A 22132-nucleotide genomic window follows, 5' to 3' on the forward strand; every position below is an offset into this window, starting at 1 on the left:
GTCACCGCTCACGTGGAGCAAAGATCACGCTCCCAAGCATGCCCATCTCCAGCCGAGCTTCGGTGTTGTCTAGAAGCACGTAAACCTTCTTCGTCTGCGAGGATGGATCTATCAGGGCCTCAATCTTGTCCACCGTGCCTTCGACGGTCGCACCCGACGACGCTAGGAACCAAGCCTTGGTTCCTTTTCGGACTACCGACAGAAGCGATTGTGGAACATTGGCTACCGCGTAGACTTTCGACGTGTCGGCAATCAGGAAGAGCTGCTCAAAACGTTGGACAGCCTCGTGCGCGTCCCGGAAAAGGCTGACGATGTAGCCCCTGAACGGCGCCCTGATCTGGCACCGCTGCTTGTCGCGAAGGGCCAGGTCCAGGTCCAGCTGGGCCTCCTTGGCCCTGTGGTCGGCTATCTTGACCTCGGACCTCGCACGAGTGATTTCCTGAATGGTTGCGGCATCCCGACTTATCAGTTCTTCCTTGACCTTTAATTCCTGTTTGGCTTGTTCCAACGCGACTTCAAGAGCATCCAGGCGCTCTCTGGCCCTTTGAGCAACGAGTTCAAAGAATTCGGGCGAGATCTCGAACATCACTTGCCCCGCCTTCACCAGGTCCCCCTCTTTGGAATGGCGTTTCTCAATGACACCCTGGACTTCCGACGAAACCGTCGCCTGATGGAACGGCCTGATAACAGCCCCGTCAACCCTCGGTTGAGCCGGCACGTCACCCGGCGGCCTGGCGGATTTGCCGGGGGGTTCATGATTCAAGGTGGAAGAAGGCGGCTCCATTCGAGATAGAAGTTGGCCCGCCCCTTCAGCCACCATGGCCTGGCTGATAAGAACTGACGCGGCGGCTCCAACCCAATAGAAGAAGGCTCTGCCGTGGTTCATGCCGAGAGTCTCCCACAGGAAACTTAATATTTGACTTTCAAAATTTGATGTAACTTGTTTATCATATTATCACAATTTAGTACATAAGGTCAAGGCGAGACTTGGGGTGAGAGTGATCATTCATTTACAGAGGGAAAGGAGGTGCCTCATTGAAATGTATCTTTCAGTCGTTTTTTCAAAATTCCCCCTAACCCCCCTTTATGAAGGGGGGAACCTCGCATCGCCTTCTTCCCGCCCTTTTCTAAAGGGGGCGAGGAGCATATGCGTTAAAATAAGCTGTTGTCCCGGAGGGACATCCCGATAGTAGTCCGGCGATTTATCGCCGGGAATGAGCGGCCAAGAGAACCTTCTGCGATCCCGAGGGCGGCCCGGAGGATTGATCCTCCGGGCCGCCCTCGGGATCGCAGAACGGCATTATTGCTCATCGTTGACCCGGCAATGAATTGCCGGGCTACTATCATTGAGCCCCTCTGGGGCTCACAAATTCGGAGAGGCATGTTATTTTGACGCCTATGGGGGCGAGGGGGATTTAGCCCAGGCACACTGACTGGATACGATGAAGAGCAAGGCTTCAGTTGCACCGAACCTTGCCTACTGGCCGGGAGGGGCCTCGGTGGCCTTGGAAAGAAGTTCCTCGGGCAGCTTGATCGGAATGATGGTGAGGTTTCGAATGTTTTGTTGCATCGCGTTGACGGCCTGATTCAGATCGACCTCTCCACTACCACCTGCTCCGTAGAAAAGGACCATCGCGTCTGAAAGGCCTCTGAAGTAGTCCCAGGGCAGCACATCCACATTTCCTCGCGCCTTCGCGAGTTGTCTGCGCCATTCAGACCACTGCCAGGCAAGCTTCGACTCGAGGTCCGACAATGGGGCCTGACCTTCGACTTTACGTCCTGCGGAATATTGCAGGAAATCCCATATCATGCGCTCGACCCCCGGTGGAAGACTGCCGGGTCGGTAGCGGCCTTCGCTCACCGCCGAGAGGTACCATCTGACCATAGGCGGGACCCAGACCTCGGTGCCGACCACCAAGGCAAAGACATCCGTCCGGACGGAATAATCGCCGTTTTCCAGGACCGCCACCCTAATTATTCCCGGCAGGGGCCGGTCCCATTTGGTCGGCCGAGCATCCTGATCCTGGGCCTCTTGCGTAGACGTGCCGTTACCCGGTTCTTCGGAGAGCGTTCCGATGCCTGCGGAGTTCCATTTGGATTCGGAAGCCCCGGATTCCGCGGAGCTGGGCGAGCCGGCGTTCTTCCGGACTCCGGCTAGGGACCCGGTTGCGCCTTCCTCAGTCCCCTCCGAAGGACTGTACACGCCGGAGTTCTCCGCCTTGATCCGGTCCCTCAAAACACCGCCCAATGAGTAGATATCGGAGGTTTTTCCGCCAATTGTGTCAAGATTTAAGCCGTCGGTTTGAGCCTTCTGTCCTCCGGCGCCGGTAGTGTCGTTGGAGTCTGTACCGCCGCTCGGTTGGTTCTGCACAATACTGCCGGTGGGCACATCACTGACTTTCACGGTGCCTTCGGCGGTACCATCACTCCTCCAGAGCTTAAAGCCTGTCCCATCGTCGGCCAGGAAGAACAGCGGATTGAGCCTGGCAAAATTCAGCGGGAAGCTCGACCCGTTTGTGTTGATATCCTTCATTAAAAAGGTTCCGGCCGCAAAGCCATCACTCTGCCACAGTTCGTATCCATGTTGGCCGTCATCGGCAACAAACAGGGCCTTTCCGTTGTAATCGTTGATGAACTTCGGAGCGCTGTCCGCGGGGCCCGGATTGATATCCTTCACCATCTCGGTGCCTACTGGGCTGCCATCGCTTTTCCATAACTCATTGCCGTGGTCGTCGGCGCTGTTGCCGTCAGTGGCGCTGAAGTACAGCGTCCCGTTGACGTCGGTCAATCCTGTGGGATTGCTGTCCTTGGGTCCCGGATTTATGTCCGCGACCCTCGAGGTTCCGGCCTCGGAGCCGTCGCTCTTCCATAATTCATTGCCGTAAGTGCCGTCATCGGCCGAGAAGTACACCACGCCGTTGACCAGTACTAGCCCTGAAGGATTACCGTCACCCTTCCCCGAATTTATGTCCATCACCATTGCGGTGCCTGCTTGGCTGCCGTCGCTCTTCCACAACTCGGTCCCGTGATCGGCCGCGCTGTTTCCATCGGTAGCGCTGAAAAACAGCACGCCGTTCGCATTTAGGAAATGATCCGGGTTGCTATCCTTGTTCCCAGGATTAATATCTGTGACCCTCGATGTCGTTGTGCCATCGCTCTTCCAAAGTTCAACCCCGTAGTGGCCGGCGCTGTTGCCGTCAGTCGCGCTGAAAAACAGAGTGCCGTTGACGTCAGTCAAATGGCTGGGGTTACTGTCACCAGGTCCCGAGTTAATGTCTGCCACTGGCAGCGTATTGCCCGCTGTCCCGTCAGTTCTAAAAAGTTCATTGCCGAAGGTGCCCGCGCCGGTCCCGTCGCTGGCGGCAAAATACAGCCAACCATTGCTGACGGTAAGCCAATGAGGATCGCTGTCCTTGTTGCCTCCGGGATTGAGGTCCTTGACAAGGTAAGTCCCTGGTCCTGTTCCATCGCTTCGCCAGAGTTCAACCCCGTGATCTAACGATGGATTGTTGCCGTCGGTTGCCCTGAAGTACAGCACATTGCCCAGCCCATTGTTGTAGACGGTCAGCTCCGCGGGATTGCTGTCGGCTTTGCCGGGATTGATGTCTTTCACCATCCAGGGTTCACCCAAAGCGGTGACTGCCCACAGTTCGGTGCCGTGTACGCCGTCGTCGTTGACGAAGTAGAGCACACCGTCCATGGCCTGGCCCCAATTGTCCTGGTACGCAGGATACGAGGCAGCCAGGCTGACGCCGACCGACCCTAAGCGATCCGGGTCAAAGCTGCTCTTCATGGCGACGTCGGGGCCGGTCGAATACTCGAGAATCCAATCTCCTGCAGCCCCTCCAGTCGGATCGGTACTCGCAAAGACATCGGCTCCCGTGAGCAGGGCAAGGCTGTCCACGAGCCCTTTTCCCAGACCATTTCCTGCCACTGAGCATGCATACAGATGAATCTGGGCATCTGCGGTCATCAGGGTGGAGAGCTGTCCCAGTTCCGAGCGAAATTCACTTACGTTGAAAAAGCTTATTTGATCCGAACCGAGCGTGACAAGACCTTCGGTCCCGTGCGACAAGATGGCAAGCTCGCCGATCTTTTGGCCGGAGGACGATACCAGGTTTCCGAGCATGTTGTTGATAGAGGCAAGCGTGTCGCCCGTGACGTCGAAGGCAGCGACCTGACTCCCTTCCTTTGCCGCGTCGGAAATCACCTGGAGGCGGTCCAAAGCATCGGATACCAGGACCACGTGCAAATCTCTCTGGAAAACCTGCCCTGAATCGTCCGATCCGTGGGACTGGGCGTCGGAGGCAGCGTTAGAATGGCCCTGCTCGGCCACGGGAGCAGCGGTGGGCACGGATAGATCCTGAGTCTGAATATAGTCGGTATGTGTGGTTTGATTCTGGTTGGTAGCGGCTGCCGCGGCGTCGAGAACGATTCTCTCTTCGAGCGGTTCGCAGAGGATCCCGGGGTGGCAAACCTCGAATTTTCGCCTGGAAAACAGCCAAGATTTTAATAAACCCATGACGCCTCCGCCCCCCGTGCTATGCCCGCCTTCAGATTAAGGCCCAGAGCAAAACGTGTCAACAAGAAACAGCAGGCAATCATTCAGTTACGAGGGGCGAAAGATTGTCATTGCGAGCGAAGCGAAGCAATCTCAGCTCTTAAAGCCAGAGATTGCTTCGTCGTTTCACTCCTCGCAATGACAGAAAAGCGGCAACTCCCCCGCGTAAGTGAATGGTTACACCAATCGTTCAGTTACCCGCGAAATCATTGGTTCTCTGTAATTGCGAGGAGTGAATTCCCGGCTTTACTTGAAAGCAATGTTGGTCTTTCGGCTCAGACTCATTCTTGTGGGGCAGGCTATCTAGCCTACCGGTCCGGAATTCCAATGACGGCAGTCGGATAGCCTGCCCCACGAATCAGCGACATTGCTACGAACTATGGTCCACAATGACGACTGTGTGGTGCCTTTATTACCAAGAATGACTTGCCTGGTCTGTAAGCCGCGGATATAATGAGTCCTACGGCAATCTGGTGATGGTCCGATGTCGTCATTCCCGGTTATTTTTTGAAATTCCTTCAGTGATGCCTCGGGGGGCTGAGGCCTCGCTGTCGGCGATGTCGACCCCATGTCTGAAAGGCGTCAAGAGCCTTGGAAGAGGAAATGGAGTCGAGTGGGCCTTTGACGCCAATTGCCAACCTGGCCGCATAATTGCCGCTACCTGCGGGGGGATGCAGAATTGCTTGGCAAGTTAACTGAGGTACTTGTAATTGCTGTCTTTCGGTGGTGTGGGCTGGCAAATGGTCTTGGGGAGGCGTCGTCACCAAGTCGTCAGGCCGGACGTTGGTCCTCAAAGAGACCGTCGGGAACCATAGGTCCGAGAGGCCGAGTCAACCATGAAATACCCATCCAAAGCCAACTAAAGCCGATCCGGGCAAAACGGATCGGGGTCCGTATTTTCGCGCAATACCCTGGAACTCAAGCATTAATTGCGCTGACGCCATGAGAGGCATCCATGGTTACAGGCGAAACCAGGCAATCTACCCAAAAAGGGCGACCTCGCAGGTCGGCTTACGTGCTGGCCACAATCCTGGTGCTTCTTGCAGGCACTACCGTGTACGTGCTGTTCCGGCTCTATCAAACATCCGCCCTTCTGGCAGAATCGGACAGGAAAGCCTTCCGTCTGGAAACCACAAACAAGGCGTCCGTCCTTAACGACTATTTCCGGCGAAGAATGCGCGAGGTGATGCTGTGTTGCCAGCGTGAGGTGTTTCAGATGTATTACGACAGCCTCGCGTTGGGGTTGTCGGGGAACAACGAACTGGAAGTGGTGTCCGGACAAATTGAGGAAGCGCTTCTGCTGACTCGGTTGGAAATCGAGGAGCAAGGCCGGCCGGTGTACGCGAGTGCTGCCTTTTTTGATCTAGGAACAGGGTCTATCGTGGCCAGGACCGACTTCTCTCCCAAAGGAAGATGGATCACCGAAGATTTGTTTGCTTCGATGAGGACGAAGACGGGCAAGGACGTTACGTTTGGGAGGCTGTGCGACGGCGGCCTGTGCAAGATTTTTGCCTTGGGAGTGGTGAGGCACGCCGGGAAAGACAAGGGGCTCCTCTTGATGGAACTGTCCGCGGAAACCGTCTGGAGCAAAATACAACTCCTAGGCCTGGAAGCTGTTGACGACTTCAGCGGCTTGGCAGATTCCGACGGAGTGCTCGTTCTGGGTCCCCCCACCCTTCTCGGGCTCAAAATTCAAGATACCCTGGGTCTGTCTCCTGAAGCCCTGGAGGACACCCGGATGATTGACGGTGGGGCCCGTGCCGCTCGAGGCTTGAGCAAAGCTGCGGCCGTTTCAGGCAGCAAGCTTCCGGAAAGCGGCTTTTATTTGGTTCACGTTGCTCCGCGATCCAAATTCGTGGAAGGGCATTCGCCCATATTGTGGACCTTGGTGTTCGCCTCGTTGATGGGCGGCTTGGTGCTGGTGCTCCTCCACATATCCAAGAGCCAGAGCGAACGGAACCTGATGTACAACCAACTCCGAGAGGCTCATGAACACTTGGAACAACGAGTGCAGGAGCGCACTGCGGAGTTGGAGCATCTCAATCAGACATTGCGGCTGGAGATTTCAGAGCGGCAACGTGTCGAGGAAGTTCTTCGAAAAACCAGCCAAGATCTGGAAGCCGCAAACCAGGAACTCAAAGATTTCGCCTACATAGTGTCCCATGACCTGAAAGCCCCTCTGAGGGCGGCCAACCAACTAGTGGGATGGCTTGCGACAGACTACGGCCACCTGTTTGACGAAGAAGGAAAGGGGCATCTCGACCTTCTCTTGAGCCGAGTTACCCGTATGCACAATCTCATAGATAGCATTCTCCATTACTCTCGGCTCGGCCGGATCAGAGAAGAGCAGACCGCGGTGGATTTGAACATATTGGTATCCGAGGTGATTCAACTGGTGGGGCCTCCTGCTCACATTTCCATCACGGTGGAAAACGAACTCCCCACGATCATTTGCGAAGAGACACGGATTCAAGAACTCTTCCAAAACCTACTGGACAATGCGATAAAATACTCGGACAAACCGGAGGGGCGCATCAGAATCGGATGTGCTCGTGAAGACTCACACTGGAAGTTCGGCATTTCAGACAACGGGCCTGGAATAGACCAGAAATATCACGAGAAGGTCTTTCAGATTTTTCAGACTCTGCACTCTCGTGACGAGGTCGAGAGTACCGGTATAGGCCTGACGGTCGTGAGGAAGATCGTTGAACTTCATGGGGGAAAGGTGTGGGTGGAATCCCAAATGGGATCGGGCACCACGTTCTTTTTCACACTGCCGGATGCGCGAGGGGAGTCATGAGGGGAACCAGACCGATTCTGCTGGTAGAAGACGATCGAGTGGACGTGCTCAGCGTACAGAGGGCCTTTAGGGAACTCAAGATAGTAAATCCGCTTCAAGTAGTGGGGAATGGTGAAGAGGGGCTGGATTACCTGCGAGACGAAAACAATCCCAAGCCATGCCTTATCCTCCTCGACCTGAACATGCCGCGGATGAATGGGGTTGAATTTCTTAAGACAATTAAGAGCGATGAGCATCTTAGAGGGCTTCCGGTCATTGTGCTGACCAGTTCCAAGGGTGACCAGGAGATGTTGGAGAGCTACCAGTACGGAGTGGCGGGGTACATTGTGAAGCCCGCAGATTACTTACAGTTTGTTGAAGTCGTCCGCGTAATCGACCTCTACTGGACCATCAGCGAGATTCCCGGTAACAGGAGGTAATTTATGGAAGCTAACCGGATCAGGGTGCTACTGGTAGAAGATGACAACGTCGATTATCTGACGTTCAAACGCGGAATCAAGGAACAACGCCTTCCTTACGACCACGTTAGAGCCGGCTCGATTGCAGAGGCCAGGGAGATCCTGAAAAAAAACACCTTTGACGTAGCCCTCCTGGACTATCGCCTGGGAGACGGCACTGCCTTTGACCTCTTCCAACACATCTCCGAACAGACGCCTTTTATCATAGTGACCGGTAGCGGCCACGAAGAAATAGCAGTTCAGGCGATGAAAGCCGGTGCGTCCGACTATCTTATCAAAGATCCGGGGAACAATTGGCTAAAAACCTTACCCTTGACCGTTCACAACGCTATGAAGGCCAGACGAGCCGAAGAAGCTTTGAATCAAGCGCATGAGGAATTGGAGCAACGCGTTTACCAGCGAACCGAAGAACTCTTTAAGGCAAATCAGCAACTCCAGAAAGAAATCGAACAGCGCAAGAGGGCCGAAGAAGCCCTCAGAGAAAGCGAGGAACGCTTCAGGGCCTTAACGGAGACCACGAGTGAATGGATCTGGGAGGTTGATGCGGACCTGCGTTTCACTTACGCCAGTCCCAGAGTGGTCGAGTTGCTTGGCTTTCAGCCCGAGGAAATCCTAGGCAAAACGCCTTTCGATCTGATGCTTCCTATTGAGGCCGAACATTCTCGCGGACAATTCCGCGAAATACTTGCATCCGGGCAGTCTTTCCGAGACCTGGAAAATCTCTACGTCCACCGAGACGGTCATGTGCTCGTCCTGGAACTCAGCGGGCTGCCGTTTTTCGATGCGAACGGAAAATCAAATGGATATCGGGGCATAGGCCGAGATATGACGGAACGCAAGAGGTCGGCCGAACTGCTCATTCAGTCCGAACGGCTTCAAGCAGTTGCGGAACTTTCCGCGGGAGTAGCTCACAACTTCAACAACCTGCTCCAAATTGTGCTTTTTTGTAGCGAGGTGGGATTGCACGCGGTGCGGTCCAACGATTTGGCCAGGGCGACCTCCAATCTCCAGCAAGTCCTTGAAAGCTGCCGCTCCGGCGCAGAAACCGTCAGGCGCCTGCATGACTTCGCCCGGAATCGACCCGAACCGATACGCGAAGGAGCGGTCTTTCCCCTTGATCACGCGGTCCAGAAAGCTATCGAGATGAGTGAAACATTGTGGAAGACCGCGCCTGAAAGAGACGGAATTCACATTGTTTTGCAACAAAAGCTGGCCCCGAGCTGTTTTGTCCGGGGAGAGGAAAATGAGTTCCTGGAAGTCGTCATCAACCTTATCAAGAATGCGGTAGAGGCCATGCCCAAGGGAGGAGAGATTTCCCTGGAAGTGGCTCAGGAAGGAACCGAGGCGGTCCTCACCGTTGCGGATAACGGCGCCGGCATTCCTGAAGCTAATCTCGGAAAAGTCTTCCAACCGTTCTTCACGACCAAGGGCCTCCAAGGGACCGGCATGGGACTTGCCAGTTCGTACGGCATCGTCCTGCGGCATGGTGGACAAATCCATGTGCGCAGCGGCGAAGACCGCGGAGCGAAATTCGTCGTAAGAATCCCCCTTGCCGGGGAGAGCCAAGGGGTTGAGACGCGGGACAAGATTGAACTGCGCCGACCTCTCCGCATCCTGGTGATTGACGACCAGGAACCAATAGTGGCAATGATGGAGCAGCTATTTATCAGAAAGGGGCATATTGTCTATAAGGCGCTTTCCGGCTCGGAAGGGCTCGATGTATTCCAACGTAACCCTGTTGACGTTGTTATTTCGGACCTGAGCATGCCTTCCATGACAGGGTGGCAAGTCGGCAAAGCCCTCAAAGACCTGTGTGAGACAAAGGGGATCGCTAAGCCGCTCACGCTCATCCTTACCGGCTGGGGAGCGCAGCAAGACCACATCTACAAGAGTTCCGAATTCGGCATTGACGCGATCATAGAAAAACCGGTCAATTTTGAGCGACTGATGGGGAAGATTCGCGACCTACTCCATGAAAGGGAGCGCTCTTCTTCGGGTGAGATGACATTCGACGGTAGTTGTTGGTAAGCGGAGGTTCTTGTAACGTTCAAGAGCGAGCACGGCACGTTCCTCTATGATCCTGCTTTTGCCCGCTCAACATATTCCTGCAAGCCGTATTTCTTAATCTTGTATCCAATTTGCCTCAGGGTGATTCCCAGTTCACCGGCCGCTCGGGATTGAATGCCCCGGTTTCTGTCCAACGCGCCTTGAATTCTCACCTTTTCAGTGTGAGCAAGCGAACCCGTCGCACAAAGGTATTCCAAGCATTGGGTCTCTTCGACCTGGATGTAGGGCGCCAGGTCGTTCACATCTATGATCCCGCCGCTGGAAATGATCGCCAGACGCTCTATGAGATTCTCCATTTCTCTGACATTGCCCGGCCAAGAATAATCCACAAGGCTTTGTAGGGCCCTCTTCTTGAATTGCAGATCGCACGCGTATTCCCTGCAGACCATGTCCGTAAAAAAACCAACCAACTGCTCTATGTCCTCACGGCGTTCCCTGACTGCCGGTACTCTGATAGGAAAAACGTTCAGTCGATAGAACAGATCGGAACGAAATGAGCTGCTCCGCACAGCCTCTTCCAGGTCCCGGTTTGTGGCGGCAATGACCCTCACATCCACGGTCCGAGTCTTGTTGCTGCCCAAGCGTTCGAATTCCTTGTCCTGAAGGAACCGGAGCAATTTAGCTTGTGTGGCGGGCGCCAGGTCCCCGATCTCGTCCAGAAACAGTGTGCCCCCATCCGCCTCTTCCACACGTCCGATCCTGGCTTCTGAAGCCCCTGTGAAAGAGCCCTTTTCATGTCCGAAAAGCTCGGACTCCAGTAGGTTCTCCGGGACCGCGGCACAGTTTACCTTCATGAATGCAGCGCCATTGCGGTTGCTCAACTCATGTATGATTTGGGCAACCAGTGTCTTGCCCGTTCCCGATTCGCCCAACAGTAGGACCGTGGCTCTGGTCGGGGCCACCTTTCTGATCAGTTGCTGGACATCCACCATTGCAGCGCTCTTGGCCGTACTAAAGAAATTGCCGGCCTTACGGGATATCTTTGCCTTAAGCGAGCGGTTGGCACGAATCAGGTTCCTCTCCCGTGCCTTGACCTGGTTATGGAGGCTCACCAACTGGGCAATTACGGCTGCCAGGATGGTTAGGAATCTCACGTCCTCTTCAAAGGATACTTCTTCCTCAAAGAGCCTATCCACGCTGAGCACGCCTACTGACTTGCCACTAATCACCACCGGAACGCCGATGAAAGATATGGTCCCTTTGTCTATCTCTCTGGCCTTGGTTTTGTTCAGGAAAAGAGGCTCTCTGCTTATGTCCGGAACCACAGCCGGCTCTCCGGTGCGGAATATCAGGCCTGTCACTCCTTCATCCACATGATAGACTCCCCGGCTCTTTTCCTTTTTGCTCAGGCCGTGGGACACCCGGATCCTCAGGCGGTCCTCCTCTTCATCCACCAGTGTGATGGTAGCCCGTTTCATGGAGAGGTATTCCGATAGAATACCGAGAACGACCTCCAGGGTCCGGTCCAAATCCAGGGCCTGGCCTATTATCTGACTTATGTCGAAAAGAACTTTGAGTTCCAATCCGCTGGTTTTGCGTTCCATGGCAAGTTTACCTTCAAGGGAGTCACCGTACAATGAGGACTGTTTCTCATTTCCGTTTTGCCCTCACTCCGGCCCTTTCCCGAAGGGAAAGTGAAGAAAAGCGCCCTCTCCCAAAAGACCGGAGAGCAGAACGGCGCTCTTTTCCTTTGAGAGAGGGGCAGGGTGAGGGAAGAATCGTGACCCGTTCGGGAGCAAGTGCCATTAATGTGCCAACTTGCGGCTGGACGGCAAACTTCGTTTATTTATGGTGAGTTACGTTCAGAGGAGATCGGCCGGAATGAACGGCCTGTCCGACATTTTGGTACCTTCGGCTCAAATGCCATACATACGCGTAGGCAGGACCGATTGTCTCGAACTACGTTCCGCTTGGGCTGTCCTCTCGAATCGTGCATTTGCCGTTCAGGCTGGCCTGCGAAACGGTCGCTTTCTTTATCAGGGCGAAAACCTCTTGATTCGGCGCGAGCCCAAGTTCTGTCCTGGCGTGTGAAGTTATTCTCGCGACTATCGGACAGCCGATATCCAGGGTCACAATGTTGGTGGACCCATCTGACTCTTGGATCTGTTCGATTTTCGCAGGAAAAACGTTCAGGATGGTGGTTCGAGGCGGCTTCTCACGAGCAATGGCCACGTCTCGAGCGTGTATGTGAACCCTGACAACGGCCCCTGCCTGAACGTCCAGGAGTGGTACTCGGAGCAGGCCGCCCGGGAAGCCGAGAAACGTCAGGGCCGAAGCTCGATCATGGTGCTTCACGTCCATGCACAACACGGCCCCGGTTTCGATCCTCCCCGTCAGTGTCTCGAAATCGTATCTCCTCGTAATCTCCGCCAGGCTCCCGCTACCCACAACTCTCCCGGAATCCAGGATCACCATTGCGTCGGCCAGGTTAAGGACTTCGTCGAAAGAATGGCTCACGTAAAGGGTCGGTATGAGTAATTCCCTCGACAGCCTGGCTATAAAAGGCATGAGTTCGGCACGCCTGGCGCCGTCCAAAGATGCCAGGGGCTCATCCATAAGCAGAAGATCGGGGCTCGTTAGAAGCGCGCGGCCGATGGCCACACGCTGCTTCTCGCCTCCGGAAAGCCTGGCCGGCCGCCGGTTCAATAGGTGCGTGATCCCCAGAAGCTCCACTACCTGATCGAATTTCACGTATCGTTCGGACAATGGGACAAGCTTCATGCCATAAATCAGATTGGATTTTGTGGAGAGATGAGGGAAAAGGCGTCCGTCCTGAAAGACGTACCCGAATCGGCGTTTTTCGGTCGGAATGTTCACACGTCTTGCGGAATCGAAATAGGTCTTGCCGTTTACGACGATTCGACCCTCATCAGGCGTAATAAGCCCTGCCACCATATTAATTATAGACGTCTTCCCCGAACCTGACCTCCCGAACAGCGCAGTGATCCCTGTTCCTTGCGTGATAAACGAGGCATCCAACTCGAAGGCTCCCTGCAATTTCCGAATTCTCACGTCCAGCATGATTCAGCCTCTTACCCTTGAAACCAGACGCCTTGACAGTATTTCCGAGGTGATCAAAGCGATCATGGCGAGAGCAACCGAGATCACGCAGAGCCTGAAAGCCCCCTCTTCTCCTCCAGGGACCTGAGTTAAGGTGTAAAGAGCCAGAGGAAGCGTTCTCGTCTCTCCGGGAATGTTCGACACAAACGTTATGGTTGCCCCGAATTCACTGAGGCTCCTGGCGAAAGACAAAATGATCCCGGTGATGACTCCGGGGAGAATAAGAGGAAGCGTGATGCTGAAAAAGACCCGAACGGGACCCGCTCCCAAAGTGCGTGCTGCGGCCTCCAAGCCTTGATCCACTCCTTCAACGGAGAGACGGACCGCTCTCACGAGGAGAGGAAAGGCCATTACAGCGGATGCAATAGCTGCGCCTTTCCAATTGAAGGCAAAAGTGATCCCGAACATGTCATACAACCATGCTCCCAAAACACCCTTTCGTCCCAAAAGCACCAGGAGGGTGTAACCCATCACTACCGGAGGCAGAACCAGCGGTAGATGGACAAGTCCGTCCAAAAGGAACTTGCCGGGAAAACTTTTGCGAGCCAAAAGCCAGGCCAAGAAAACGCCGGGCGGCAAGCTCCCTGCGACCGCCCAACCCGACACCCACAGGCTCAGCTTTAGCGCCTCTTTTTCAAGCGGAGAGAGTCCAAAAACATCCATTAGCGTACCGTAAATCCGAATTTTTCAAAAACCACTTTGGCATCAGGGGTCTTGAGAAATTCGACAAAACTCCGAGCGGCCGGAGTATTTTTGCCAGACACAAGGGCCGCCGGATATGTGATCGGTGGATGGGTGACTTCGGGAAAGGTCCCCACGACCTTGACCTTCTTGGAAATCGCAGCGTCCGTCGCGTATACGATACCGAACGGACATTCTCCTCGTTCAACCAGGGCCAGGGCCGCGCGAGCATTGTCGGCTCGTGCAAGTTTCCCTTCGACGCTTGTCCACACTCCAAGCTTTTCCAGTGCCCTCTTCGCATACTTGCCAACCGGAACATGGTCGGGATCACCTGTTGAAAGACGGCTGTTTCCAAGTAATTGTGCAAGAGGAAACCCCGGTTTGATATCTACTTTCAAGTTAGCGTCAGCCGGTGCGATAAGGACCATCCTGTTCCCAAGCAAATTAAACCTGCTCTCAGGAACTATTAGCCGCTTCTCGGACAAGTAATTCATCCATTCCTCATCCGCGGATATAAACAGGTTTGCCGAGGCCCCGTTTTCTATTTGCTTTGCCAAGGCTGAAGACGCTGCAAAAGAAGACGTAATGTTTCCGGCCCCTTTGCCCGCGAACATATTTCCTAAATCCGTTATCGCGTTGGTGAGAGACGCTGCGGCGAAAACCGTAACCGCTTCGGCAGCCCGAGCCGAACCCAAAAAACCCGAGAAAAGTATCGCAGCGGCGATTGCTGTAGCCACAGACCATTTCGCCGTTGATCTGTTGATTCTCATCATGATTCCCTTCTTTTAAGACCTCCTTCAGTTGTTTTTGATAACCCCTCTAACCAAGAAGTGGCTGCCTCAATCATCGTTAATCGAAAATCAATGGATCGTGTCTCAATTTGAGTCGCACACGAAGGCTTGAGAGCAACCAGCTTCCGCGCCTTTTCTCGGCACACCTCCAACTGTCTTTCTATGAGATCGCCCTCTGATTCGGATTTGAGTTCGTCGGCGAACCAGAGTTTAGTAAGAAACTCCAGCCTCATATTCCTCACATGTTGCACCGGAGTCTTAGCCCACTCCACAAAAACCTCGTGACCTTCCGAGGTAAGAGTGAAGATGTTTTTGGCAGGCAGGCTCTCCTGACCTATTCGTTCGTGCACCACAAGACCGTCTCGCTCCAGTCGCGACAACAAGGCGTATATTTGGCTTCTGCCAAGGTTCCACACCGCGCCGAGTTCCGTCTGGAGACGGCGGCAAATGTCGTAACCGTGAGCCGGTCCCGAAGCCAGCATGCCCAGCACGGGAAATTCAGCCGGATTACGTGACTTTCTTGTTTGTCGTGTAGTCACTAATGGAGTATTCAACATGTGAATATAGATAGCACGAAGACGCCTCAAAATCAAAGAAAAGGCACGGCTCCAGCTAAGAATCAGCCCTTTCAGCCTGTTTGCAGGTCAGTCCCGCGAACCGCGGGATTCCAGCCTGTCTATTAGAATGACCGGCAGGATGCCGTTCCCAGCCGCGGGGAGCGAAGCGACAGGAGGTCTGGTGGCCGACCAAATTCTTGTACGGCGCGCACGGCCGTGCGCGCCGTACGTATGCAACGATTTGGTTCCCATATCACACGGGCACTCGCAGGCCGCCCCAGCCATTCCCGCAGGGCAGGCCCAATTAGCCCATGACAGTTATGCCCCAAAGGTATACTGTGTCCCGGCCGTATTGAGATTGAATTCCGCGGGCATCTCCTTGGCGAAGGTCATGATTGCCTCGAACCCGGTGCAATGGGTTGGTACGATGTAGTCCGGTTTCAACGCCTTGATATCGGCCACTGTGTTCTGAATGATCTCAGGCTTGGCGTTGATGAGATGAAACCCTCCCATGACCGCGTGGACCTTTTCAGTGCCGGCAATCTTTTGCGCATGCTTAACCGTGTTCACGATGCCTGCGTGGGCGCAACCGGAGAGGACTACCAGCCCTTTCCCTTTTACGTTGAAGAAAAGCGCCTGTTCACCCCTGAAATCATCGGGTTCGGGTTTTTCTCCGCGTTTGATGAGCAGACTCGGGGGGACCTTTTCGTAAGTCGTAACCCGGTCAATGTTCCCGGTGAAATATGTGCCGGGAATAATCTGCACCGGCTCTTTCACTTCCACAACCTTCAGTCCAAATGCTTCAATGTCCTGTTTGTTTAGCTGTCCTATATCCACGGCTTCGCCCGTCCCGGGACGAAGCGAGTATCTCCGGGCAAATGCCTCCTCTCCCACGTAAAACGGTGTCCCTCCGGCGATCCGCGACTGATTCTGTTTCAGGATGCCGACTGCGCCCATCCAGTGATCGAAGTGGCCATGGCTCAAGCTGAATGCATTCGCCTTTCCAAGGTCAAGCCCGAGCAGCCCTATGTTGTTCATCACACCCACGGGGTCGAGGCCGTAGTCGAACATGCAGCTTGTTGTCTTCCCGTTGACGACCGACTCCACGTAATAGGAAAGACCGTGTTCAGCGTGCACAGACTTGCCCGGCACCACTCGATACCGCTTCGTAATCTTGCTGTCCGGTCTGAGAGCGTCATAATAATTGTCCGTGAGCACCCAGACCGTTACCTTGTCCACTTCGGCGATTTTTGGCACCCCTTGTGCCATTACACCTGTGTTCGTTATTTCCCCGGCTGCGAGGATCGCGCCCGTAGCCATGGAATACTTCAGAAAGTCTCTTCGGCCCATCTCGTCCTCCATAATGCACCTCCCGCTCTTGTTGTTACCGCGCTCGAACATGGCCCACATCAGGCCGTTAAATATTCCAAACACGATTACGAGCGCCGCATTACACGCGTATGAAAGAGCAATAAACGCCTATGTATTGGCCGGTTGCTCCATTTTCCTGTTTTTATCTCAGTAGCTTGGAGGTTTTTATGGACCGGCCGAAAAATCCTTAGCGATGACCTCAGAGAGCGTCACAGGGGCTGCCTGTGCAACCGCCGGAAGACCTGAATTTCGCGGTATTAGAGCATACCTCACGCTCGTACTCCCGGTCAAGCAGCATCCGCGCGTTATAGAAAGTGTCAAAAATAGTGTCCGATTGGCCACGAGACGATCAATCCGGTTTTCAGACCGTATCGACGGGGCCTACTTTGCCAGAGCGTTATAACGTCCGTCGTTCCCGCGAAGGCGGGGACCCAGGAAATCCCGCGAGACGCGGGACTGGATTCCTGCTTCCGCAGGAATGACGGAACGGAAGTTGCCTACAAATAGGCGAAGAATTATGGCAACGGCTACAATCGATCAGGAACATAGGAACCGAGGCCACTCCCGATGACTAAATCACAGTAGGATAGCCGATTACCAAGCGGCCCCCTCATATTGATTCGCAATTGAACGTGGGACACGCCGGCAGGGCAGCACGGACGTGCTTGCGCAGGTCTGTGGCACCCAACACCAGAGCCAATTACACTGATACGACTTGAAAATGGCCACTCATCGAACGGTTTCATGCTCGTATAGGGGCACGGTCCCGCGGGACGCGGGATGCCCCTACCTGGCTATTGCCGCAACGTGTTCGGCTCAATTTCAATGCGCCAGCCTATAGAATCATCGGGTGCCACTTAGCAGTCATGGACAAATGAGTAGGTCAAGGCTTTCGAGGGTGGCTGTCACCACCCCAAATTTCTAGGTTGCGAAAACTACGGTCGCAAACAGGCTTGCCACCAGAGTTAGGAACATCAAAGCTTCTATTGCCTTGTTAGCCATTTTCTTATCTCCTGAACAGTCGCTCTTCATCTCGTACCAATGTGCAGTCGCATAAATGACTTCATTGAAGGCCGGCAGGGACGCCGGCCGCTACCAAAATACGGCGACGGCGGGTGGAAAGTTTGATTCGTCCGGCCCTGACGCGGAAAGACCCTATCCGCAGCCTTCGCCGTCCCCGGAGCATCCGGCGGCACGACTGCAGCCGTTGCCCTTTCTCCGAGCCTTGAGAGTCGCGAGGTTGGTTCCGTTATAGATTGCCGCCAGGCCCATTTCGATAGGGCCGCTCATCTCCACAGGGAGAATGCCATGGTCACGAAGGACCTTGTTCGGCGTTTCTCCCATTGCCTCCACCAACACAGCCCGACAGTCATTGAGCAATTCCGCCAGCTTGGCCCAGCGGGCCGCACCCATGCCCGGTTCAGGCGCAGGCCGCGCCCCAATGAACTCGAATCCTGTCCCAGTCTGTCTCCACACCTGGAATTCATGTGCTTCGCCCAAGTGAAGATTTACCAGTGCTCCCTCCAAGGTTGCGACCGCAACGTACGGCTTTTCAACGCCGGTGCCGCATCCCATGGAGCAACTGACGAGCGCATCACGAAACTCATCAGACCGGTCCTGGCCCAGGAGACCCACAGCGTCAGCTCTGCATCTGGTGCAATGCTTCATCTGCGGAATCACCTTTTCCGCTTGGCTGCGTATCGCGGCCATCCGGTCGGCCGGGATTTCAGGGACATCTTCAAACGGGGTCCCGGAATTCGGATACATCACCATGCAGTTCTGTATGTCCACTCCGAGTTCAGCCATGCGTTGGGAGACTTCCGGGACATGGTGATCGTTGATTCCGGCAACGACCACGGTATTGACTTTCACAATGATGCCGGCTGCCTTGAGGGCCTTAATCGCGGCCAATTGTTTGGCGAGAAGGACCTCGGCGGCTTTCCGGCCTCGGTAAATGACCTTTCCGTCTCGTACCCAGCGATAGATTTGTTCTCCTACCTCCGGGTCTACCGCGTTCACCGTTACGGTGACATGAGACACTTGCAGCTTCGCCAATTCAGGCACGTACCTCTCAGCGTTCAGTCCGTTGGTGGCAAGGCACAGAATCATTTCCGGGAAGCGCTCTCGCACCAACCTGAGGGTCTCCAGTGTCTGCTCGGGATTGGCAAATGCGTCTCCGGGTCCTGCGATACCGGCAACCGTGATGTTGGGCGCCCGTTCCACGACTTGTTCGAGGTAACGAACTGCTTGACGAGGCCCCAGAACCGCACTGGTGATTCCGGGCCTGCTTTCGTTCACGCAATCGTACTTGCGGTTGCAGTAATTGCACTTGATGTTGCATTGCTGCGCTATGGGGAGGTGTACTCGCCCACAATGCCCTTTTGCATCCGCGTTGAAGCATGGGTGACGGCTGACATCCGGACTGGTCATGGCTCGATCCTCGCTCAAATGTATGTGTACCCTACTGGGGATTGTTCCTGTTTGCGTTCGATGAGCGCATTCACGACCGAATCGAAGATGGATTGCGCTCCACGATATCCTACATGAAGAGTTCGGTGGCCACCGAAACGGTCGTGAATCGGGAAGCCCACTCGAATGAGCGGGACGTTCCAGCGCCTCGCCAAATGGTAGCCTTTGCTGTTTCCAACGAGGAGGTCGGGATGGAGTTCCTCTGCTTCTTCGGCTATCTCGTAGAAGTCCATTCCGTCCCTGATCACAGGCAATTCAATGTCGAACTCGTCGAGGACCGCATGGATGGATTGCTCGAACCGACCTGTACGCGAACCTGTGGCGCACAGAACCGGTTTTATGCCGATCTCCGCAAGAAATGAGGTCAGTCCGACCACCAAATCTGCTTCGCCGTAAACAACCGCTCGTTTGCCGGCCACGTACTTGTGGCCATCCACGAATGAGTCGATGAGGCGTCCCCGTTCAAGCGCGTGCCGCTCGGGAATCGCTCGGCCCGAAATTTCCTCCAGCACCGAGAAGAAGCAATCCGATTCTCGGAGTCCGATTGGGGTCCCAAGCGAATGCAAAGGCACGTCGTATTCCTCTTCGAGCAGTCCTCCGGCGGTAACGTTTTTCGATAAGGTTCGCCCGAATTCGATGGCAGCCTTCGCTCCTCCCAAGGATTTGATTTCCTCGACAGGCGTTCCGCCTCTCGGGACCTTCTCGTATTCATCGAGCGCGGGCCCGTCCAGGGTCAGAGAAATATCCGGCAGGATCGTGGCGGAAATCCCGAAATCGTCGAGGACTTCTTTCAAGTAGCGGATATCGGCAGGGGACACGAAGCCCGGGAATAATCCCACACCCTGATGTTTGGGCCCGGCCTGGGCGAGCTGTTTCACCGACGCCTTGACCGCGGCGTGAAAACCTTCCATGTGACTACCGGAGTAACTCGGTGTTGCAACCGTCACGATTTCAGGATCGCCGTGCTGATTCAGTAAGTCCGAGAATTCACGCTTGAATTCGGCAACGATCCCAGGCACGTCGTCACCGATGGTTTCCGTAAGGCAGGTCGTTGCTATGCCGATCAGGCCCGCTCGATATTTGGTCATCACGTTTCGGATACCGAGCTTGAGATTCGGCCCGCCTCCGTACACCGCGTGCTTCTCGCCGAGTGACGAAGACGCGATGTCCATCGGCTCCCTGAAATGGCTGATAATATATCGTCTCATATAGGTGGCGCAGCCTTGAGAGCCGTGCAGGTACGGCACAGCGCCCTCTATCCCGCGAAATGCCAGGCATGCGCCAAGCGGTTTGCAAAGCTTGCATGCGTTGGTCGTGGAAACGTAAGGTGCAGCGTTGGTTTTCATTTCGCCTGCCCTCCCCTGCGATCGGCATTCCTCAAGAGTTCTCGCTTGCCTGCTTTTCGCGGCACGAATCGCCAAACCGGGCTCGTCACTGACGCGTGAACCTCGCGAGCGAAGTTCACCATGCCGACGAATCCTTCCAGCGCTTCCTTGCGCTCATGATTGTGGTCGCAGAACCCGACCCCCAGCTTGAATGCTATCGGCCTTTCCTTTACGCCGCCTACGAAGATGTCCACGTCCTTCTCTTGCAGAAACGCCGAGAGTTCCAGCGGGTTGGAATCATCCACAATGATGGTGCCTTCATCCGTAATTTCGCTGAGTTCTCGGTAGTCCTCCTCCGTCCCGGTCTGTGAACCGACCAGCACGACGTCCATGCCGATAATCCTGAAAGCCTTGACCAAGGAAAAGGCCTTGAAAGCACCACCCACGTAAATCGCGGCTTTCTTTCCTTCAAGGTCTCGCCTATACCTGAGTAATTCAGGGTACATGCGATCGAGTTCTTCCTTGACCAGCGCCTTGGTCCGGTCGAGGATTTCCGGGTCCAACTCGAGAAAGAAGCGGGCCACTTTGTAAAGGGATTCGGCCATGTCTTCCACGCCGAAATAGGAAACCCTCATGAATGGAGTGCCGTACGCTTCGTTCATCATATGAGCCAAATCCATGGTCGAACCCGAACATTGCACGACATTGAGCCCGGCGCCGTGCGCTCGCCGAATGTCTGCGACGCGGCCGTCTCCTGTGATGTTTGCGACTACTTGCAGCCCCATGCGCTCGAAGTATTCCCGGATGATCCAAATTTCACCCGCGAGGTTGAAATCACCGAGGATGTTTACGCTCAGCCGCGAGATTTCCGACGTGTCGCCGGTCCCCATCAGGCTAAACATCGCCTTGCACGCCGCGTTGTACCCGGCTCGTTTGTTCCCTTTGAACCCCTCCGATTGCACCGGCAGCACAGGAATACCCGTTTCCTTAGAAACACGTTTGCAGACTGCTTCCAGATCGTCGCCGATGATGCCGACGATGCACGTGGAGTAAACGAACGCTGCCTTGGGGTCGTGGCGCTCGATGAGTTCCAGCAGCGCTCGTTCCAGCTTTTGCTCGCCGCCGAAGATGACGTCCTGTTCCTGCAAGTCCGTGGAGAAACTCAACCGATGCAAGGCCGGTCCTGACGACAGTGCCCCGCGAATGTCCCAGGTGTATGCGGCGCATCCTATTGGTCCGTGCACCAGGTGCAGAGCATCGGCTATGGGATAGAGGACCACCCTGGAGCCACAGAAGACGCATGCCCTTTGGCTTACCGCGCCTGCGAGGCTGTCCTTGTCGCAGGTCATCTGGAAAGGTTGTTCACCCTTCCGATGGATTTGGCCTTTTCGTTCGTCGAACACTGCTGTTTTCATCGTTTTAGTTCCCAGGGCAATTTGCTTTTGTACGGCGCGGACCCCCGTGTCCGCCCTTGGGTGAATACGTCCGCGTTGTTTGGGCAGGCACGGGGGCCTGCCCCTACCTCCCTCGGACACTCTTTCCCAAGGGGGCCTTTCAGGTCAGCAGATACTTCTCGGCAGGCTTGCCCTCTTCCAAAGCGTCCAGGATCTCATCCACATCCTCCGTGCTATTAACACCGCGGTACCAGTGTCCTTGCGGATAGACGACCATCACAGGCCCTTCCTCGCAGAGGTTCAGGCAGCCGGTGCTGGACACCATCGCGTTCAGGCCGCGGTCGGCCAGTTCTTCTTGCATATAAGGGATCAGTTGGAGGGATTCCTTCTTGATACATTTGCCTTTGGCTTCAGTTCCGCGAAAACTCGCACACACGAAAATATGATGATCCGGTTTTTGCATCGCTCTTGTCCTTTCGACTGACAGCTCTCATCGGAGTGCCATGTTTGAATTTCGGTAAAGATGAGGCACAGGGCCCATGTAGGGGCGCTTCGAGAAGCGCCCTGATTGCGGGCGGTTCACGAACCGCCCCTACGG

The 22132-nt window shown here is 55.0% G+C and carries 15 protein-coding genes; 3 read left to right on the forward strand and 12 right to left on the reverse strand.

Annotation, left to right across the window (positions count from 1 at the left end; genetic code table 11):
• Position 1: 1 nt before the first annotated feature.
• A complete protein-coding gene (locus HY913_10355) occupies positions 2 to 886 on the reverse strand; it encodes an efflux RND transporter periplasmic adaptor subunit (GenBank protein ID MBI4963667.1) in 885 nt (294 codons plus the stop codon).
• Positions 887 to 1477: 591 nt separating this feature from the next.
• Positions 1478 to 4522, reverse strand: a complete 3045-nt coding sequence (locus tag HY913_10360; protein MBI4963668.1) for a DUF4347 domain-containing protein — start codon at positions 4520 to 4522, stop codon at positions 1478 to 1480.
• A 994-nt stretch (positions 4523 to 5516) separates the two neighbouring features.
• Here HY913_10360 and HY913_10365 point away from each other — a divergent pair.
• The 3 genes from HY913_10365 to HY913_10375 are packed head-to-tail and all read left to right on the forward strand — an operon-like array spanning position 5517 to position 9847.
• Positions 5517 to 7361, forward strand: coding sequence for a GHKL domain-containing protein (locus HY913_10365; GenBank protein ID MBI4963669.1), 1845 nt, complete (start codon positions 5517 to 5519; stop codon positions 7359 to 7361).
• Positions 7358 to 7780 (forward strand): response regulator, encoded by a 423-nt coding sequence (locus HY913_10370; GenBank protein ID MBI4963670.1) that lies wholly within the window; start codon positions 7358 to 7360, stop codon positions 7778 to 7780. The genes HY913_10365 and HY913_10370 overlap by 4 nt, the downstream gene beginning before the upstream one ends.
• A 3-nt stretch (positions 7781 to 7783) precedes the next feature.
• Entirely contained in the window at positions 7784 to 9847 is a 2064-nt protein-coding gene (locus HY913_10375; protein MBI4963671.1) for a response regulator, read from the forward strand.
• 44 nt (positions 9848 to 9891) lie between these two features.
• On the opposite strand, the gene HY913_10380 is transcribed toward HY913_10375, so the two are convergent.
• The 10 genes from HY913_10380 to HY913_10425 form a co-directional block, all read right to left on the reverse strand.
• Complete coding sequence (locus HY913_10380; GenBank protein ID MBI4963672.1) at positions 9892 to 11430, reverse strand: sigma 54-interacting transcriptional regulator; 1539 nt, start codon at positions 11428 to 11430, stop codon at positions 9892 to 9894.
• Positions 11431 to 11785: 355 nt separating this feature from the next.
• The gene (gene modC / locus HY913_10385) at positions 11786 to 12907 is read right to left on the reverse strand and encodes a molybdenum ABC transporter ATP-binding protein (protein ID MBI4963673.1); all 1122 of its coding nucleotides are present in this window, start codon (positions 12905 to 12907) and stop codon (positions 11786 to 11788) included.
• A gap of 3 nt (positions 12908 to 12910) precedes the next feature.
• The gene (gene modB, locus HY913_10390; protein ID MBI4963674.1) at positions 12911 to 13609 is read right to left on the reverse strand and encodes a molybdate ABC transporter permease subunit; all 699 of its coding nucleotides are present in this window, start codon (positions 13607 to 13609) and stop codon (positions 12911 to 12913) included.
• Positions 13609 to 14397, reverse strand: a complete 789-nt coding sequence (modA, locus tag HY913_10395) for a molybdate ABC transporter substrate-binding protein (GenBank protein ID MBI4963675.1) — start codon at positions 14395 to 14397, stop codon at positions 13609 to 13611. Before modA ends, modB begins: the two co-directional genes overlap by 1 nt.
• Positions 14397 to 14957 (reverse strand): PadR family transcriptional regulator, encoded by a 561-nt coding sequence (locus HY913_10400; protein ID MBI4963676.1) that lies wholly within the window; start codon positions 14955 to 14957, stop codon positions 14397 to 14399. Before HY913_10400 ends, modA begins: the two co-directional genes overlap by 1 nt.
• A gap of 336 nt (positions 14958 to 15293) precedes the next feature.
• On the reverse strand, positions 15294 to 16337 hold the full coding sequence (locus HY913_10405; protein MBI4963677.1) for an MBL fold metallo-hydrolase: 1044 nt from the start codon (positions 16335 to 16337) through the stop codon (positions 15294 to 15296).
• A gap of 1164 nt (positions 16338 to 17501) precedes the next feature.
• Positions 17502 to 18776 carry a radical SAM protein gene (locus HY913_10410; protein ID MBI4963678.1) on the reverse strand — a complete coding sequence of 425 codons (1275 nt, stop codon included), beginning with the start codon at positions 18774 to 18776 and terminating at the stop codon, positions 17502 to 17504.
• Positions 18777 to 18790: 14 nt separating this feature from the next.
• Positions 18791 to 20161 carry a nitrogenase gene (locus HY913_10415; protein MBI4963679.1) on the reverse strand — a complete coding sequence of 457 codons (1371 nt, stop codon included), beginning with the start codon at positions 20159 to 20161 and terminating at the stop codon, positions 18791 to 18793.
• Entirely contained in the window at positions 20158 to 21555 is a 1398-nt protein-coding gene (nifE, locus tag HY913_10420) for a nitrogenase iron-molybdenum cofactor biosynthesis protein NifE (protein MBI4963680.1), read from the reverse strand. The genes HY913_10415 and nifE overlap by 4 nt, the downstream gene beginning before the upstream one ends.
• Before the next feature lie 139 nt (positions 21556 to 21694).
• Positions 21695 to 21997 carry a (2Fe-2S) ferredoxin domain-containing protein gene (locus HY913_10425; GenBank protein MBI4963681.1) on the reverse strand — a complete coding sequence of 101 codons (303 nt, stop codon included), beginning with the start codon at positions 21995 to 21997 and terminating at the stop codon, positions 21695 to 21697.
• Between the last annotated feature and the right edge of the window lie 135 nt (positions 21998 to 22132).

The sequence above is a fragment of the Desulfomonile tiedjei genome, assembly GCA_016212925.1.
GTDB lineage: Bacteria > Desulfobacterota > Desulfomonilia > Desulfomonilales > Desulfomonilaceae > JACRDF01.